This window comes from Paraburkholderia sp. BR14374 (assembly GCF_040948685.1).
GTDB classification, from domain to species: domain Bacteria; phylum Pseudomonadota; class Gammaproteobacteria; order Burkholderiales; family Burkholderiaceae; genus Paraburkholderia; species Paraburkholderia youngii.
Map to the genome: position 1 here is coordinate 183,692 of NZ_JBFPKF010000005.1, position 16,386 is coordinate 200,077.

16 protein-coding genes are annotated in these 16,386 nt (G+C 64.8%); 9 read left to right on the forward strand and 7 right to left on the reverse strand.

Translation table 11 applies throughout. From position 1 onward, the window contains the following. Positions 1 to 223: 223 nt before the first annotated feature. Both AB3X86_RS13990 and AB3X86_RS13995 read right to left on the reverse strand, forming a co-directional pair. Positions 224 to 1,762, reverse strand: coding sequence for a sensor histidine kinase (locus AB3X86_RS13990; protein WP_176105123.1), 1,539 nt, complete (start codon positions 1,760 to 1,762; stop codon positions 224 to 226). 9 nt (positions 1,763 to 1,771) lie between these two features. Then, positions 1,772 to 2,578, reverse strand: a complete 807-nt coding sequence (locus AB3X86_RS13995) for a response regulator (protein ID WP_368596428.1) — start codon at positions 2,576 to 2,578, stop codon at positions 1,772 to 1,774. 254 nt (positions 2,579 to 2,832) lie between these two features. Here AB3X86_RS13995 and recA point away from each other — a divergent pair, with 254 nt between their 5' ends. The 8 genes from recA to AB3X86_RS14035 all read left to right on the forward strand — a co-directional run bounded on the left by recA (position 2,833) and on the right by AB3X86_RS14035 (position 11,323). Then, positions 2,833 to 3,909: a recombinase RecA gene (gene recA, locus AB3X86_RS14000; protein WP_013090445.1), complete on the forward strand. Its 1,077-nt coding sequence runs from the start codon at positions 2,833 to 2,835 to the stop codon at positions 3,907 to 3,909. A 7-nt stretch (positions 3,910 to 3,916) separates the two neighbouring features. Beyond that, positions 3,917 to 4,684 (forward strand): recombination regulator RecX, encoded by a 768-nt coding sequence (recX, locus tag AB3X86_RS14005; RefSeq protein WP_368596429.1) that lies wholly within the window; start codon positions 3,917 to 3,919, stop codon positions 4,682 to 4,684. 128 nt (positions 4,685 to 4,812) lie between these two features. Continuing rightward, positions 4,813 to 5,487: a DUF2889 domain-containing protein gene (locus AB3X86_RS14010; RefSeq protein WP_368596430.1), complete on the forward strand. Its 675-nt coding sequence runs from the start codon at positions 4,813 to 4,815 to the stop codon at positions 5,485 to 5,487. 57 nt (positions 5,488 to 5,544) lie between these two features. Then, positions 5,545 to 6,714, forward strand: coding sequence for an ADP-forming succinate--CoA ligase subunit beta (gene sucC / locus AB3X86_RS14015; RefSeq protein ID WP_013090442.1), 1,170 nt, complete (start codon positions 5,545 to 5,547; stop codon positions 6,712 to 6,714). Between the two features lie 130 nt (positions 6,715 to 6,844). Then, positions 6,845 to 7,726: a succinate--CoA ligase subunit alpha gene (gene sucD / locus AB3X86_RS14020; protein WP_008920420.1), complete on the forward strand. Its 882-nt coding sequence runs from the start codon at positions 6,845 to 6,847 to the stop codon at positions 7,724 to 7,726. 164 nt (positions 7,727 to 7,890) lie between these two features. Beyond that, positions 7,891 to 8,595 carry a TerC family protein gene (locus AB3X86_RS14025; RefSeq protein ID WP_368596431.1) on the forward strand — a complete coding sequence of 235 codons (705 nt, stop codon included), beginning with the start codon at positions 7,891 to 7,893 and terminating at the stop codon, positions 8,593 to 8,595. Between the two features lie 157 nt (positions 8,596 to 8,752). After that, complete coding sequence (locus AB3X86_RS14030) at positions 8,753 to 9,376, forward strand: pilin (protein WP_368596432.1); 624 nt, start codon at positions 8,753 to 8,755, stop codon at positions 9,374 to 9,376. Positions 9,377 to 9,538: 162 nt separating this feature from the next. After that, positions 9,539 to 11,323, forward strand: a complete 1,785-nt coding sequence (locus AB3X86_RS14035) for a PglL family O-oligosaccharyltransferase (protein ID WP_368596433.1) — start codon at positions 9,539 to 9,541, stop codon at positions 11,321 to 11,323. Positions 11,324 to 11,380: 57 nt separating this feature from the next. On the opposite strand, the gene AB3X86_RS14040 is transcribed toward AB3X86_RS14035, so the two are convergent. Beyond that, entirely contained in the window at positions 11,381 to 11,800 is a 420-nt protein-coding gene (locus AB3X86_RS14040; RefSeq protein WP_368596434.1) for a nucleotide pyrophosphohydrolase, read from the reverse strand. Beyond that, positions 11,763 to 12,242, reverse strand: coding sequence for a cyclic pyranopterin monophosphate synthase MoaC (moaC, locus tag AB3X86_RS14045; protein ID WP_176121772.1), 480 nt, complete (start codon positions 12,240 to 12,242; stop codon positions 11,763 to 11,765). Before moaC ends, AB3X86_RS14040 begins: the two co-directional genes overlap by 38 nt. Before the next feature lie 187 nt (positions 12,243 to 12,429). On the opposite strand from moaC, the gene AB3X86_RS14050 reads away from it, so the two are divergent. After that, positions 12,430 to 14,163, forward strand: coding sequence for a M48 family metalloprotease (locus tag AB3X86_RS14050; RefSeq protein WP_368596435.1), 1,734 nt, complete (start codon positions 12,430 to 12,432; stop codon positions 14,161 to 14,163). Positions 14,164 to 14,193: 30 nt separating this feature from the next. Here AB3X86_RS14050 and AB3X86_RS14055 read toward each other — a convergent pair whose 3' ends face one another. The 3 genes from AB3X86_RS14055 to AB3X86_RS14065 are packed head-to-tail and all read right to left on the reverse strand — an operon-like array spanning position 14,194 to position 16,316. Continuing rightward, positions 14,194 to 14,772, reverse strand: a complete 579-nt coding sequence (locus AB3X86_RS14055; RefSeq protein ID WP_368596436.1) for a DUF2946 family protein — start codon at positions 14,770 to 14,772, stop codon at positions 14,194 to 14,196. Next, the gene (locus AB3X86_RS14060) at positions 14,765 to 15,817 is read right to left on the reverse strand and encodes a hydrolase (protein ID WP_368596437.1); all 1,053 of its coding nucleotides are present in this window, start codon (positions 15,815 to 15,817) and stop codon (positions 14,765 to 14,767) included. The genes AB3X86_RS14055 and AB3X86_RS14060 overlap by 8 nt, the downstream gene beginning before the upstream one ends. A 52-nt stretch (positions 15,818 to 15,869) precedes the next feature. Next, the gene (locus AB3X86_RS14065; RefSeq protein ID WP_368596438.1) at positions 15,870 to 16,316 is read right to left on the reverse strand and encodes a nuclear transport factor 2 family protein; all 447 of its coding nucleotides are present in this window, start codon (positions 16,314 to 16,316) and stop codon (positions 15,870 to 15,872) included. Between the last annotated feature and the right edge of the window lie 70 nt (positions 16,317 to 16,386).

Sequence of the window (16,386 nt, forward strand, 5' to 3'; positions counted from 1 at the left end):
TCTCCAATATTGATATAAACACGGATCGCCAGCGCAGGCGTCCCCGTGCAACCGATTATTGGAGTGGAAACTTACGGCGTTCTGACTCGACGCCAAAACCTGGGGTAGTCCGGTAAACCGGCGAACAGGCGATCAATTTCGGTCAATGTGCGGCGAAATTTGCGCGATCCGCGCTGAAATATCTCAAAAACACGCTGACGGTCAAGCTGATGATCCGGTCGTGTTAGGGTAAGTCCCGCCCCCGTTCGAGCACCTGCAAGCTGACACGCACCAGGGTGCCGGCGAGCCGCGGCGACTCCTGGTAGACGTTGTCGTCGATGGCGAGCTCGCCGCCGTGCATCGCCGCGATCTCGCGCACGATCGCGAGACCGAGGCCGCTGCCGTCGCCCTCGCGGCCCAGAATCCGGTAGAAGCGCTCGACCACGCGCGAGCGCTCGCTGGCCGGAATGCCGAGCCCGGTGTCCTCGACTTCCAGATGCACGAGCCGCGCCGGGGCGTCGTGGCGCACGCGCACGGTGATGCGGCCGCCCGCCGGCGTATAGCGGATCGCGTTGTCGATCAGATTCGACAGCATTTCGCGCAGCATCACCGGATTGCCAGCGACTTCGACCGGCTCGTCGGGTGCTTCGTAGCCGAGGTCCATCTGCTTTGCGAGCGCGGCCTGCACCCATTCGCGCACCGCGCTGCGGGCGAGCTCGCCGAGTTCGACCGGCGTGAAGATCTGCCCCGACCGACGGTTCTCCGCGCGCGCGAGCGCGAGCAGCTGTGTGACGAGCCGCGCGGCGTGCTCGGAACTGGTCGCGATCTGTTCGAGCGAGCGATGCACCTCGGCCGACGCGTTCTGGCGCAGCGCAAGCTCGGCCTGCGTGCGCAGGCCGGCGAGCGGCGTTTTCATCTGATGCGCGGCGTCGGCGATGAAGCGCTTTTGCAGCTCCATGTTCTGTTCGAGGCGCGTGAGCAGATCGTTGAACGACGTGACGAGCGGCTCGATTTCCGGCGGCGCGCGGCGCGCTTCGAGCGGCGACAGATCGTCCGGCCGGCGCGCGCGGATATGCGCCTGCAGCGCATGCAGCGGTTCCAGCCCGCGCGACAGCCCGAACCACACGAGCAGGATCGCAAGCGGCAGGATCACGAACTGCGGCAGGATCACGCCCTTGATGATGTCGTTGGCGAGCTGGCTGCGCTTGTCGAGCGTTTCGGCGACCTGCACCAGCACGGGCTGCGCGCCCGGCGTCTGCGGAAACTCGACGGTCGTATACGCGACGCGGATGTCATTGCCGCGCAGCACGTCGTCGCGGAATTCGACGAGGCCCGGTGGCGGGCGGTCCTCCTCGTGCGGCAGCGGCATGTCGCGCTCGCCGGCCACCAGCTCGCCGCGCGTGCCGAGCACCTGAAAGAACACGCTGTCGACGTTGTCGGCGCGCAGGAAATCGCGCGTCGACTCGGGCAGCGACAGCTCCGCGACGCCATTGACCGGATGGATCTGGCGCGCGAGCACATAGGCGTCGGTTTCGAGCGCGCGGTCGAACGGGCCGTTCGCGATCGACTTCGCGACCAGATAGGTGACCGCGAGGCTCATCGGCCACAGCAGCAGCAGCGGCGCGAGCATCCAGTCGAGAATCTCGCCGAACAGGGAGCGCGGACGCGCTTCGGCGGCGGCTTCGGTTTCGTCGGGCGGGGCGAACGGGTTGGCGTAGCGCGCGTCGCGCGCCTCGTCGAGGTCCGCCGCGTGCGCCGTGGCGCGATCAGCGCGTGCGGACATCGCTGGCCTCTATTTGTAGTGATGGCTCGCCGGCATCGCGGCAGACGACGGCGCGGTGGATGGTGGTGCTGCTTGTGCCGTTTGTGCTGCTTGTGCCGTTTGCGGCTCGGAGCCGGCAGCGGCGGCGGGCGTGTTCGCATTTGCCGGCGGCGCCGCTTTTTCGAGGCAGTAGCCGAGCCCGCGCACGGTGATGATGCGCACGCCGCTCGGCTCGATCTTCTTGCGCAGCCGGTGCACGTAGACTTCGATCGCGTTGTTGCTGACTTCCTCGCCCCATTCGCACAGATGGTCGACCAGTTGCTCTTTCGAGACCAGCCGGCCGATCCGTTGCAGCAGCACTTCGAGCAGACCGAGCTCGCGCGCGGACAGATCGATCACCTGGTCATTGACATAGGCGATGCGGCCCACCTGATCGAACGACAGTGAGCCATGCCGCACGACGGTCGGGCCACCGCCGGCACCGCGCCGCGTCAGCGCGCGCACGCGGGCTTCGAGTTCGTTCAGCGCGAAGGGCTTGGCCATGTAATCGTCGGCGCCGAGGTCGAGGCCTTTGACGCGTTCGTCGACACTGTCTGCGGCGGTCAGGATCAGCACGGGCAGGTTCGAATTGCGCGCGCGCAGGCGGCGCAGCACCTCGAGCCCGGACATGCGCGGCAGGCCCAGATCGAGGATCAATAGGTCGAACGTCTGCATTGACAACGCGGTATCGGCTTCTACGCCGCTTTTGACGTGATCGACCGCATAGGCCGATTGGCGGAGTGATCGAACCAGACCGTCCGCGAGTATGCTGTCGTCTTCGGCAATCAGAATTCGCATGGTGCGCCAGCCTGGCTTTGCCGGCACCGTGGGGCTTGCCCCGGCGCGCAGCGGTCTCCGAACATTATTGTGGGTAGTGGGGGTGACGCGACAGTAAAAATGCGCGTTCGCATCATAATCGCGCTTGCCAAAACCACTGTTTTTTTATACAGTGTCTGCGTTTCGTGTGATGTCCTGCAGGCTCCGCTCAATTCGAGTGAAACCACGGGTGCACACCTGCCTCAGACGCCGTTCATCATAGCAAAGGACGATTCATGGAAGAAAGCAAGAAAGGCTCGGCTGGACTGACTGCTGAAAAGAGCAAGGCTCTCGCCGCCGCGCTCGCGCAGATCGAAAAGCAGTTCGGCAAAGGGTCGGTCATGCGGCTCGGCGCAGGTGAGGCAGTCGAAGACATCCAGGTGGTCTCCACCGGATCGCTCGGCCTCGACATCGCACTGGGCGTCGGCGGATTGCCGCGCGGCCGCGTGGTCGAAATCTACGGTCCGGAATCGTCCGGTAAAACCACGCTGACGCTGCAGGTCATCGCCGAAATGCAGAAGCTCGGCGGCACCGCGGCGTTCATCGACGCGGAACACGCGCTGGACATTCAATACGCGGGCAAGCTCGGCGTGAACGTCGCCGACCTGCTGGTCTCGCAGCCGGACACCGGCGAACAGGCGCTCGAAATCGCCGACGCGCTGGTGCGCTCGGGCTCGATCGACATGATCGTGATCGACTCGGTCGCGGCGTTGGTGCCGAAGGCGGAAATCGAAGGCGAAATGGGCGACTCGCTGCCGGGTCTGCAGGCGCGTCTGATGTCGCAGGCACTGCGCAAGCTGACCGGCACGATCAAGCGCACGAACTGCCTCGTGATCTTCATCAACCAGATCCGCATGAAGATCGGCGTGATGTTCGGCAACCCGGAAACCACCACGGGCGGTAATGCGCTGAAGTTCTACGCGTCGGTGCGTCTGGACATTCGCCGCATCGGTTCGATCAAGAAGAACGACGAAGTGATCGGCAACGAAACGCGCGTGAAGGTCGTCAAGAACAAGGTGTCGCCGCCGTTCCGCGAAGCGATCTTCGACATCCTGTACGGCGAGGGGATCTCGCGTCAGGGCGAAATCATCGACCTCGGCGTGCAGGCGAAGATCGTCGACAAGGCTGGCGCATGGTACAGCTACAACGGCGAGCGGATCGGTCAGGGCAAGGACAACGCGCGTGAATTCCTGCGCGAAAATCCAGACATCGCTCGCGAAATCGAAAACCGTATCCGCGAATCGCTGGGCGTCACCGCGATGGCGGACGCCGTGACTGGCGCGGACGCTGAAGTCGCGGACGAAGAAGAGTAAGCATCACGTGATACGCAAAGGCCGGCCGCTGTCCGGTTCCAACTCTGGACCCTGTCCGGACGGCCCGCGCGACACCGCGGATGGATCGCCTGATTCCGGCGATCCATTCGATCCATTCGAATCGTTCGACGCACACGACCGCGCCTCAGGCCGCGGGCCGCAGCGTACACGGTCTGTATCCCCTGCAGCATCGTCCAGCCCGGATTCCTCCGGGCGCGATTCCCAACCCCCCTCCGAAGTCACCTACAGCCGCTCGCGTCGCCAGGCCGGCGAAGCGAAGCCGGGGCAGGCCGACCAGGACGACAGCAGAAAATCCCAACGCCCAGCCCGTTCGCTGAAAGCACGGGCGCTCGGCTATCTGTCGCGTCGCGAATATAGCCGCGCCGAACTCGCGCGCAAGCTGAAGCCCTACGTCGAGGAAACCGATTCGCTCGACACGGTGCTTGACTCGCTGGAAGCCGAAAACTGGCTATCGGACTCGCGCTTCGCGGAAAGTCTGGTTCACCGGCGCGCATCGCGGCTCGGCACGAGCCGCATTCTCGGTGAACTGAAGCAGCACGCGCTGAACCCGGCGCTCGTCGAAGAGGCGAGTGCGCAATTGCGTGAAACCGAACTCGCGCGCGCCCAGGCGGTCTGGCGCAAGAAGTTCGGCCAGCTGCCGCAAACCCCGGCCGAGCGCGCGAAGCAGGCGCGCTTCCTCGCGTCGCGCGGCTTCTCCGGCGCGACGATCGGCAAGATCCTGAAGGGTATCGACGACATCTGGGACGGCGACTAGCAAGTCAGCCCTGACGGCCGCCGATTGCCACGCCGTAACCCGGCTCGAGGCCATGCGCAATCGGGGCTGTCCCAAACACCCCTTATGCTAAAATCCGGAGGTTTTCCAATCCGGCCTTTCCTTCCCGCATGTCGCTCTCCCCGCCAGTGTCCCGTCAGTTGCGCCATCGTCGCGCAATCAGAGCGGAAGCTTACGAGCGAGCCGATGGCCTGTGGGATGTGGAAGCGTGCCTGACCGACGAAAAGCCTCGCGATGTGGCGCTTCCGTCGGGAATCCGGCCCAATGGTCAGCCGATCCATGAACTCTGGCTTCGCATCACCATCGATCGCAAGCTCAACGTCGTCGACGCCGAGGCGTCGTCCGACTGGGTGCCCTATCCAGGGTTATGCCAGGCCAGCAATCCCGCCTACCGTGCCCTCATCGGGCTCAATCTGTTCCACAACTTCCGTCGCGATGCTGCCCGTTTGCTGGCCGGCACGGCCGGTTGCACGCATCTCACCGAGCTGTGCGCGATGCTGCCGACCGCCGCGATCCAGGCGTTCGCCGGCGAAGTGTGGAACACCGATGAAGGCACGCCGGGTGCGAACGCGGGTTCGGGAGACGAATCGTCTAACGGCACAGGCGAGCATTCCAACGACAAGCCGCCATTCCAGCTGGGACGCTGCCATGCGCTGCGTTTCGACGGCGAGGCGGTGAAACAGTTTTATCCGCGCTGGTATGGCCACGCACCGCGTCCGGCGGAACGCGCGGCCTCGTCGGACGACGCGGCGACCCGCGCACGAAGCGGCGAGGCATCGGCCTGAACGGCGGCAAAACGGAATCGAAGTTCTATCCAACTCTCAGACTGAAGGGAATCACGCATGAAGATTCACGAGTACCAGGGTAAGGAAATCCTGCGGAAATTCGGCGTCGCGGTACCGCGCGGCAAGCCGGTCTTCTCGGTGGACGATGCGGTCAAGGCCGCTGAAGAGCTCGGCGGCCCGGTGTGGGTCGTCAAGGCTCAGATCCACGCAGGTGGCCGTGGCAAGGGTGGCGGCGTCAAGGTCGCCAAGTCGCTGGAACAGGTTCGCGAGTACTCGAACCAGATCCTCGGCATGCAGCTCGTCACGCACCAGACCGGTCCGGAAGGCCAGAAGGTCAACCGTCTGCTGATCGAAGAAGGCGCTGACATCAAGAAGGAACTGTATGTCGGTCTCGTGATCGATCGCGTTTCGCAGAAGATCGTCGTGATGGCGTCGAGCGAAGGCGGCATGGACGTCGAAGAAGTCGCGGAAAAGACGCCTGAGCTGATCCACAAGGTTGCAGTCGATCCGTCGACCGGCCTGAAGGACTCGGAAGCAGACGACCTCGCGAAGAAGATCGGCGTGCCCGACGCTTCGATCCCGCAAGCCCGCGCAATCCTGCAAGGCCTGTACAAGGCATTCTGGGAAACCGACGCATCGCTCGCCGAAATCAACCCGCTGATCCTGACCGGCGACGGCAAGGTCATCGCACTCGACGCGAAGTTCAACTTCGACTCGAACGCGCTGTTCCGTCACCCGGAAATCGTCGCTTACCGCGATCTGGACGAAGAAGATCCGGCTGAAATCGAAGCGTCGAAGTTCGACCTCGCGTACATCTCGCTTGACGGCAATATCGGCTGCCTCGTGAACGGCGCTGGCCTCGCCATGGCAACGATGGACACCATCAAGCTGTTCGGCGGCGAACCGGCGAACTTCCTCGACGTCGGCGGTGGCGCGACGACCGAGAAGGTCACCGAAGCGTTCAAGATCATGCTGAAGAACCCGAACCTGACCGCGATTCTGGTCAACATCTTCGGTGGCATCATGCGCTGCGACGTGATCGCGGAAGGCGTGATCGCGGCGTCGAAGGCCGTGTCGCTGAAGGTGCCGCTCGTGGTCCGCATGAAGGGCACGAACGAAGACCTGGGCAAGAAGATGCTCGCTGAATCCGGCCTGCCGATCATCTCGGCGGACAGCATGGAAGAAGCGGCTCAGAAGGTCGTCGCGGCTGCTTCGGGCAAGGCGTAAGCCACCTGTCTACGGCGCATTTACCAGCTCATTTGCCAAAATGACGAGTGGCGGCGCGCGAGCGACACAGGCGTGAAGCATCGCGCCGCGTGGCGCTACCGCGCGACGCCAAACGAACAGAGGTCAATACATGTCGATTCTGATCAACAAAGACACCAAGGTCATCACGCAGGGCATCACCGGCAAGACCGGTCAGTTCCACACGCGTGCTTGCCGTGAATACGCAAACGGCCGCGAAGCGTACGTCGCGGGCGTGAACCCGAAGCGCGCCGGCGAAGATTTCGAAGGCATCCCCATCTACGCGAGCGTCGCTGAAGCCAAGGCTGAAACGGGTGCGACCGTGTCGGTGATTTACGTTCCGCCGGCAGGCGCTGCTGCTGCAATCTGGGAAGCCGTCGAAGCCGACCTGGATCTCGCAATCTGCATCACGGAAGGCATCCCCGTCCGCGACATGATCGAGATCAAGGACCGTATGCGTCGCGAAAACCGCAAGACGCTGCTGCTCGGACCGAACTGCCCGGGCACGATCACGCCGGACGAGCTGAAGATCGGCATCATGCCGGGTCACATCCACCGCAAGGGCCGCATCGGCGTCGTGTCGCGTTCGGGCACGCTGACGTATGAAGCAGTCGGCCAGCTGACCGCGATCGGCCTCGGCCAGTCGTCGGCAGTCGGTATCGGCGGCGACCCGATCAACGGTCTGAAGCACATCGACGTGATGAAGATGTTCAACGACGATCCGGATACGGACGCCGTCATCATGATCGGCGAAATCGGCGGTCCGGACGAAGCGAACGCTGCCGAGTGGATCAAGGGCAACATGAAGAAGCCGGTGGTTGGCTTCATCGCTGGCGTCACGGCGCCTCCGGGCAAGCGCATGGGCCACGCCGGCGCGCTGATCTCGGGCGGTGCGGACACCGCCGAAGCGAAGCTGGAAATCATGGACGCATGCGGTATCAAGGTCACGAAGAACCCGTCGGAAATGGCGCGTCTTCTGAAGGCGATGCTGTAAATCGAATTCGCGTGCCGTGGGCGCGCGATTTTGATACGCTTTCGAAGTCCTTTCGTGAGCGAGCGGTCCCGAAAAGCGGGGGAGTGCAGACTCCCCCGCTTTTTTTCGTCCGTGCTCGCGCCGTGTTTCTGTCCGCCCGGTCGATTTTTTCTTATTCTTTTTCCATGCTGGAATTCTTCACGACGCTCAATTGGGGCGCGGTCTTTCAGATCATCGTCATCGACGTTCTGCTCGGCGGCGATAACGCGGTCGTCATTGCGCTCGCCTGCCGCAAACTGCCGCAGTCGGAGCGCATGCGCGGCATCGTGTGGGGAACCGCCGGCGCGATCCTGCTGCGCGTCGTGCTGATCGCGTTCGCGGTCGCGCTGCTCGACGTGCCGTTCCTGAAGTTCGCGGGCGGGTTGCTGCTGCTGTGGATCGGTGTGCGCCTGCTCGCGCCCGCGCACGACGTTCACGACAAGGTGAAGCCGGCCGACAAGCTGATCCCGGCGGTGAAGACGATCATCATCGCGGACGCGGTGATGAGCGTAGACAACGTGATCGCGATCGCCGGCGCTGCCGAAGCCGCGGAGCACGAGCACCGATTGGCTCTGGTTATCTTTGGCCTCGTCGTGAGCATTCCGCTGATCGTGTGGGGCAGCCAGCTGATTCTGAAGCTGCTCGATCGCTTTCCGGGCATCTTGCTGTTCGGTGCGGGTCTGCTCGGCTGGATCGCGGGTGGCCTGATGGTCAACGACCCGGCCGGCGACCGCTGGCCGATCCTCGATACGCCCGTCGCCGAATACGGGATGAGCATCGCGGGCGCGCTGTTCGTCGTGATCGTCGGTTATCTGTTGAAGCGCCGCAACGCGAAACGCGCGGCGGTGTGAGCACGGCATTGACGGTGCGCCGCTGCCTAAGCCGTGATGCCGTCCGAATGCAACCCTGGCCATCCGGCTGACTGTGACGCGCGAGCGTCGCTCGCTACGATTGAAACGCCTGTTCCCGATCCACGGGCCAGGCGTTTCTCGTATCAGGAGTCTGCCGATGATCGTTACCTTGCCATATTCCCCTTACTCCCAATCGACCCAATTCTCGCGCAGGTCACGCCGCGCACGGTGGCGCGAGAATTGGTTCGCGCGCCTTTGCCGGCGCTGCGGCGTCGGCTTCACGTTGATCGAGTTGATGATCGTGCTGGCGATCGTCGGCGTGATCGCGGCCTACGCGATTCCCGCGTATCAGGACTATCTGGCGCGCAGCCGGGTCGGCGAGGGCTTGTCGCTCGCGGCGTCGGCGCGGCTCGCGGTGGCCGAAAACGCCGCGAGCGGCAACGCGTTCAGCGGCGGTTATGCGTCGCCGCCTGCCACACGCAACGTCGAGTCCATCCAGATCGACGACGACACCGGCCAGATCACGATCACGTACTCGACGCGCGTCGCGCAGGCCGGCGCGAACACGATGACGCTGGTGCCCTCGGTGCCGGACAACGCCGATGCGCCGAGCGCACGCGTCGCGTTGAGCAAGGGCACGGTGCAGACCGGTGCGCTGACGTGGGAATGCTTTGCGAGCGGCAAGAGCGCGTCGTCGTTGCCGGCGCCGGGGTCGGGGCCGATGCCGGGTGAAGCGCCGACGCTCGCCGCGAATCTGGCGCCGCCCGAGTGCCGTTCGTAAGGGCCAGATGAACGAGCGAACGAGGCGACGGTCGAGCGCTGACCGGACGACTCGTAGCCACAACGTGAAGGGCTGATTTGCAGCCTATTTCGGCCGAACCGGCGCACAGTGCAACGAAATTTTTGTATAGTGCGCCGGTTGCTGACGCCCACCGTTGATTCGATGCCCACCCCTTTCGCGCGCTACCTGTCTCTCGTACTGCTGGCTCTTGCGTTGATCCTCCCCTATGCGGTTGCCAACCATACGTATCCGATCCCAACTTTCTATGCCGAATTCACCTCGCTCGGGCTGTATCTGCTGACCGGGGTGGCCGTCGTGCTGATGGTCGTGACCACGCGGCCGCGCGTGAGCTTCGCGTCGCCCACGGTCGCGCTCGTGCCCTTGCTGTTCGGCCTCGTGCTGGTAGTGCAGACCTTCGTGCTGCCGGTCGCGAAGCCGTCGATGAACTGGCTCGGCGCGGGCTTCCTGCTCGCTGCGTGGATGGCCGTGCACGTGGGCTATGGCTTCGCGCGCGTGAAACTCGACGAGACCGCGTTGCGCTGGGCGGCGGGGGCGTTGATCGTCGGCGGTCTGTTCGCGGTGTTCAGCCAGGTGATCCAGCTGTTTCACCTCGAAACGCGTGTGGCGCCGCTCGTCGTTGCGTACAACCTCACCGTCGATCGCCGGCCGTTCGGCAACATGGCGCAGGCGAACCACCTTGCGACCTATATCGCGTTCGCGATGGCGGGCGCGCTGTACCTCGTGCAGACGCGCCGCATCGCGCTGCCTATCTGGCTGCTCGTGTCGACGATTTTCTCGGTCGGCCTCGCGCTGACCGTGTCGCGCGGTCCGTGGCTCCAGATGGGTGTGATCGTCGTGGCCGGCTTCTGGATGGCGTTCGCGCAGACCCGCAACGAACCGCAATCGCGCCGTAGCAACCGTGACTGGCTGGTGCCGATCGCGCTCGCGGTGCTGTTTTTCGTGGTCAATGCGGTGATTCGCTGGGCCAATGCGCGCTTTCACCTCGAACTCGGGCAGTCGGCGGCCGAGCGCTTCCAGGATGCCGGCCAGATCGCGCCGCGCATCGCGCTATTGAAATACGGCTGGACGATGTTCAAGCAGCATCCGCTGCTCGGCGTCGGCTGGGGCGAATTCCCGAGCTATCAGTTTGAGCTCGTCAGGCAACTGGGCGGTGTCGAAATCGCCAACAACTCGCATGACATCTTCGTCGATCTGCTCGCCAAAACCGGTCTGATCGGTCTAGGAATCGTGCTCGTGGGTCTCGTCGCGTGGCTCGTGCGTGTCGTGCGTGCGCCGCAAAGTGCCACGCGCGTGTTCGGCATCGCGCTGATCGGCGTGCTGACGATGCATGCGCTCGTCGAGTATCCGCAGCAGTACATGTTCTTCCTGTTGCCCGCGATGTTCGTGTTCGGCCTGCTCGAAACGCGGCCGTTGCGCGCGGTGCCCGCGAATCTGTCGCTCGGCGCGTTCGCGGTCGTGGTATTCGGCGGACTCGCCGCGCTGTATCCGATCTATCGCGACTATGCGCGTGCCGAGGTGCTGTACTACGGCCAGCGTCCAGCCGAACAGTACAGCGCCGCCCCGTCGTTCATGTTCGGCGCGTGGGGCGAATACGGTCTCGCGACGCTGCAGCCGATGAATCCGCTGAACCTGCAACGCAAGCTCGCGATGCACAAGCAGGCGATCGCGCTGTTGCCGGGCGAAACCGTGCTGCGTCGCTACGCGGTGCTGCAGGCGCTGACTGGCGATACCGCGGCGGCGCTCGATACGGTCGAACGCTTGCGGATTTTCGCCGAGGAGCTGAAGGACTGGCCCGCGCAGCTCGGCTATCTGTACCAGCTCGTCGACGAGCAGAAGTCGCTCGCGGGCTTCAAGGAGCAGTTGGTGAAGCGCTACGGCACGCCGGCAGCCGATGCGGTACCGGACGACGACAGCGACGAAGATTGATCGAACCGCGGAGGCTCATGCATGCTCGCGCCAAGGCAGGTCTCCGCGCCTCGAAGTTCAAAGCTCTGAATATTTGGCGGCGGTGCCTTTCGCCTTGTCGACGGGGTAGCGCGCTTCGTTCAGCTGCAGTTTTTCCGCTGCCGCGTCAACGAGATCGAAGCCCGCGGTATGGGCCACCAGCAGCAGGTACATGAAGACGTCGGCGCACTCGTGCCGGAGGTTCGTCGATTGCTCGGGATCGCTGAGCAGCGTGTCGATCTGCGCGTCGGACTTCCATTGAATCGTCTCCAGAAGCTCGCCGGCTTCGATGCCGGTGGAGACGATCAGGTTGCGCAGCGTATGAAACTGCCGCCAGTCGCGCGCGTCGCGAAACGCCAGTAGCTGCGTGAGCAGTTCGTCGATGGTCATATTGCTACCCGGATAGTTGTCGATCCGCGCTTCAAGCTTGCGCGACCCAATCCCCCGATTTCCCGCCATGCTTCTCCATCACCTTCACATCGGTGATGGTCATGCCGCGATCCACCGCCTTGCACATGTCGTACACGGTCAGCAACCCGACCTGCACGGCGGTGAGCGCTTCCATTTCGACGCCCGTGCGTCCAAACGTCTCGACCTGGACCGTGCAGTGCACGCCGGGCATCTGCTCGTCGAGTTCGAAGTCGGCCTTCACGCGTGTCAGCGCGAGCGGATGGCACAGCGGAATCAGATCGGCGGTGCGCTTCGAGGCCTGGATCGCCGCTATCCGCGCGACGCCGATCACGTCGCCCTTTTTGGCGTTGCCGTCGCGGATTAGCGCGAGCGTGTCGGGCAGCATGCGGATCGAGCCACGCGCAATCGCGATGCGCCTCGTCTCCTGCTTGCCGCCGACATCCACCATATGCGCGTCACCAGACGCATCGAAATGAGTGAGTTCAGGCATGGTTGACTCCTTCAGAGGGCGCCTATCATAGCAGTGCGGCGTGGCCCCGAATCGTCGTGGCGACTGGTTACACTTGCGCTATGCCGTACCCTGCGTTTTGCCTCGTACGCGTCCTTCGACGCCCTTGCCCGCTATCTTAGTCCGGGCCACGGGCGACGTTTCTCGACTTCGTCAGACCGGCTTCGCGATGCATTCAAAACGATTCCTCGCTGCGTTGCTATCCGTCGCCCTCGCAATGCCGCCCGGCGCGTTTGCGCAATCGACCGGCGGGGCGGCCATCACGCCGGGAACCTCATCGTCCGAGGCGCCGCTCGTCAGCGGCCCGAGCGATGAGCATGCCGAGTCGATCCTGCCGCCCGACATCGCGCGCGGCGTGTTTGGCACCTACGGCGGCGCGCAGAGCCGTTTTTCCAATGGCGGCGCTAGCGGCAGCAATGGCGGCAAAACCGGCAGCAACGACTGGCGCGCGCCGATCGTCGCGCAGCAATTGCCCGATCTCGGCAGCGGCGGCGCCGGTTCGCTGACTCCACAGGCCGAACGCAAGCTCGGCGAGCGCGTGATGCGCGACATACGCCGCGACCCCGACTATCTCGACGACTGGCTCGTGCGCGACTACCTGAATTCGGTTGCCGCCAAGCTCGCGGCCGCGGCCAGCGCGCTGTACATCGGCGGTTATCGTCCGGATTTCGAACTTTTCGCGGTGCGCGACGCACAGATCAACGCGTTTTCGCTGCCGGGCGGTTTCATCGGCGTGAACACGGGGTTGATCGTGGCGACGCAGACCGAGTCCGAACTCGCGGCGGTGCTGGGTCACGAGATGGGGCACGTGCTGCAGCGGCACATCTCGCGGATGATCTCGAACGGCGAGCGCGGCGGCTACGCGGCGCTCGTCGGCGTGCTGTTCGGCGTGCTGGCAGGCGTACTCGCGCATAGCGGCGACCTCGGCAGCGCGATCGCGCTCGGCAGCGAGGCGTATGCGGTCGACAGCCAGTTGCGCTTCTCGCGATCGGCCGAGCAGGAGGCGGACCGCGTCGGCTTTCTGCTGCTCGCCGGCGCCGGCTACGATCCCTACGCGATGCCGACGTTCTTCCACCGGCTCGACCGCGCGGCGATGAACGAAAACGGCATTCCGGCCTACGCGCGCACGCATCCGCTGACCGGCGAGCGGATCGCCGACATGGAGGACCGCGCGCGCCGCGCGCCATACCGGCAGCCGCATCAAGACTCCGAGTACGGCTTCGTGCGGGCGCGCGCGGGTCTGTTGCAGGGCCATTCGCGCAGCGAATATGCGGATGAGATTTCGCGTTTGCGTTCGGAAATCGAGGACCGGACCGCGCTGAACGTCGCGGCGAACTGGTACGGCATCGCGTACGGGCAGATGCTGCTCGAGCGCTACGACGATGCGGCCGCCTCGCTCGCGAACGCGCGCGCGACCTTCGTCTCGGACGCGCGTGCGGAAGGCGAGCCCGAGCGCGATTCGCCGAGTCTCGACGTGCTCGCGACCGACATCGCGCGCAGTGCCGGTCACGCCGACGAAGCCGCGCGTCTCGCCGAGTTCGCGCAGAAGCGCTGGCCGCAGTCGAACGCGGCGATCGACATGCATATCAGCACGCTGCTGACGCTGCACCGTTTCACCGACGCCCAGGCGCTCGCGAAAAACGAAACCCGGGCGCACCCCGATCAACCCGCGTGGTGGCTGTATCTCGCGCAGGCGAGTGCGGGCAGTGGCGATGCGTTGACGCAGCATCGCGCGATGGCGGAGAAGTTCGCGCTGGAGGGCGCGTGGCCATCGGCGATCCGGCAGTTGAAGGACGCGCGCGACCTGAAGACGATCGGCTATTACGACCTCGCGACCGTCGACGCGCGTCTGCACGAGATGGAGAACCGCTACAAGGAGGAGCGGCTCGACGAGAAGGGGTAGGGTGGACGCCGGCGCACGCCGGCGCGTGCGTCAGACCTGCGCCGCCGCCGGGCTCGCGACGAAGCCGAAGCGCGCGGCCACCTGATCGCGTCGCACGCTTTCCAGCGGCAGTGAGAGTTGAGCGCTCCAGTGGAATGCGCCGCTCAATGAGCCATCGTCGGCGAGCGTCGCGTGATCGGAGAAGATCTCCAGGTCGTGATCGTGCAGCGCCGCAATGCGTGCCGGCTGCGAGCGATCGGCGAACAGAATGCCGCCGTCTTCATCGACGAACACCGCCGCCGGCTCGAACGCGCCGCCGCCCTGGTCGTGCAGCGCGAGCGTGCCATCCGCGCGTGCGGACAATCTGACCACCCACGGCGTGTAAGCGAGCTCGACATAAACCCGCTGCGGCCCGTTCTGGAAGTACCACTGCCCGCGCTCATCGGCCTCATAGTTCCGGTTGATGAAGCCCAGCAGCGCCTCGTGCCGGATCGGCACGCCGTGCGCGCCGCTCGCCTGGGCCGCTTCGTCGCGCATGCGCCAGTTGCCGCGCCGGTCGAGCATCAACCAGCCGGTGCAACTCGGCACGTTCGGCCATTTGACGAGCGACTGTTTGACGATGTCATCCATGATCGACGTGTCGCTCCAGATAGCCGAACACGCGCCGCGACAGCCAGTCGATGCGGCCCGGGAACGGCCCGGTCATGAAACCCGCATGGCCGCCGTGCTCAGGCTGATAAAGCTCGACCGCCGCCGACACCTCGTGTCGCGACGGCAGCGCTTCGGCCGGCAGGAACGGGTCATTGCGCGCGTTGAGCACCAGCGTCGGCACTTGAATGAGCGGCAGCAGCGGGCGGGTGGTTGCGGTGCTCCAGTAGTCGTCGGTATTGCGAAAGCCATGCAGCGGCGCGGTCACGACGTTGTCGAACTCGTACATCGTGCGGCTCGCGAGCATCGCGTCGCGATCGAACAGGCCCGGGAACTGCGCGAGCTTCTGGTTGGCCTTGTGTTTCAGCGTCTTCAGGAAGCTGCGCGTGTAGACGAGGCCGAAGCCTTGCGACAGCGCGCGGCCGCCCGCATGGACGTCGATCGGTGTCGAAATCGCGGCGGCGGCGGCTACCACGTGCGCCGCATCGTCTTGCCGCTCGCCGAGCCAGCGCAGCAGCACGTTGCCGCCGAGCGACACGCCCGCCGCGACCACCGGCCCTCGATGCGCGGCGCGCAGGCGGCGCAGGATCCAGTCGACCTCGTTGCTGTCGGCCAGATGATAGAAGCGCGGCAGCCGGTTCAGCGGGCCGCTGCAGCTGCGAAAGTGCGGCACCACGCCGTGCCAGCCGTATTCGCGCGCGGCGGCCATCAGCGCAACCGCGTAATGCGACGACGAACTGCCTTCGAGGCCGTGGAACAGCACGAAGAGCGGGGCGGTATCGGTGAGCGGAGTATCGTGCGCGACCCAGTCGAGATCGATGAAATCGCCGTCCGGCGTGTCCCAGCGCTCGCGCCGAAACGATACGGCGGGGCGGCGCGCGAACAGCGACGGGACGATCGTCTGCGCATGCCGGTTGGGCAGCCAGAGCGGCGCGCGGTACAGCAGCTCGACGGTCGCCTCGACGGCGGCCGCCACCTTGGCGGGGGCCGTACCGGAGGAAGCGGGTTTATGTGGCGTCGAACTCATACCGGCGGAAAAGCGAAAAAACGTGAGTCTGAATCTTTCGTGGTGCCGCGCGTCAGTGCAGCGGGCCCTGGCCATGCCGCATCTTGGTCGCGAACTGGCTGGCGGCCTCGTTCGGCATCGGGCTCGCGTGAATATGCGCAATGCGCCATTCGCCGCGTTCGTGGACCATTACGTAGGTGGTGAAGACCATCGCGGGCGTGGCGGTCGGATCGGTCGGACGATGCGCTTCGGCAATCGCATAGACGACGGTGCCGAGGCTGTCGTAGACGCGGATGTCGAGCGGCTCGATCGACACCGGCAGCGCTTCGAGCTGAGCCTGCAGGCCATTGCGGATGTTCTCGAGACCGTGCAGATGCGAGCCGTCCGCGCAGATGCAGCTGACGAACTCCTCGTCGATCCACAAACCCATCAAGCTGTCGATATTGACCTCGGCGACGGCCTGATAGTAGGCGTTCAGGGTATCGGCGGCGGCTTCGAAGATATGGGCAAAACGTGGCATGGCTTGTCAGTCTCTAGTGCGCGGCGCGCGGTTGCGGGTCAGCGGTAGCGGGACGGTCCAGAGCGCAGGA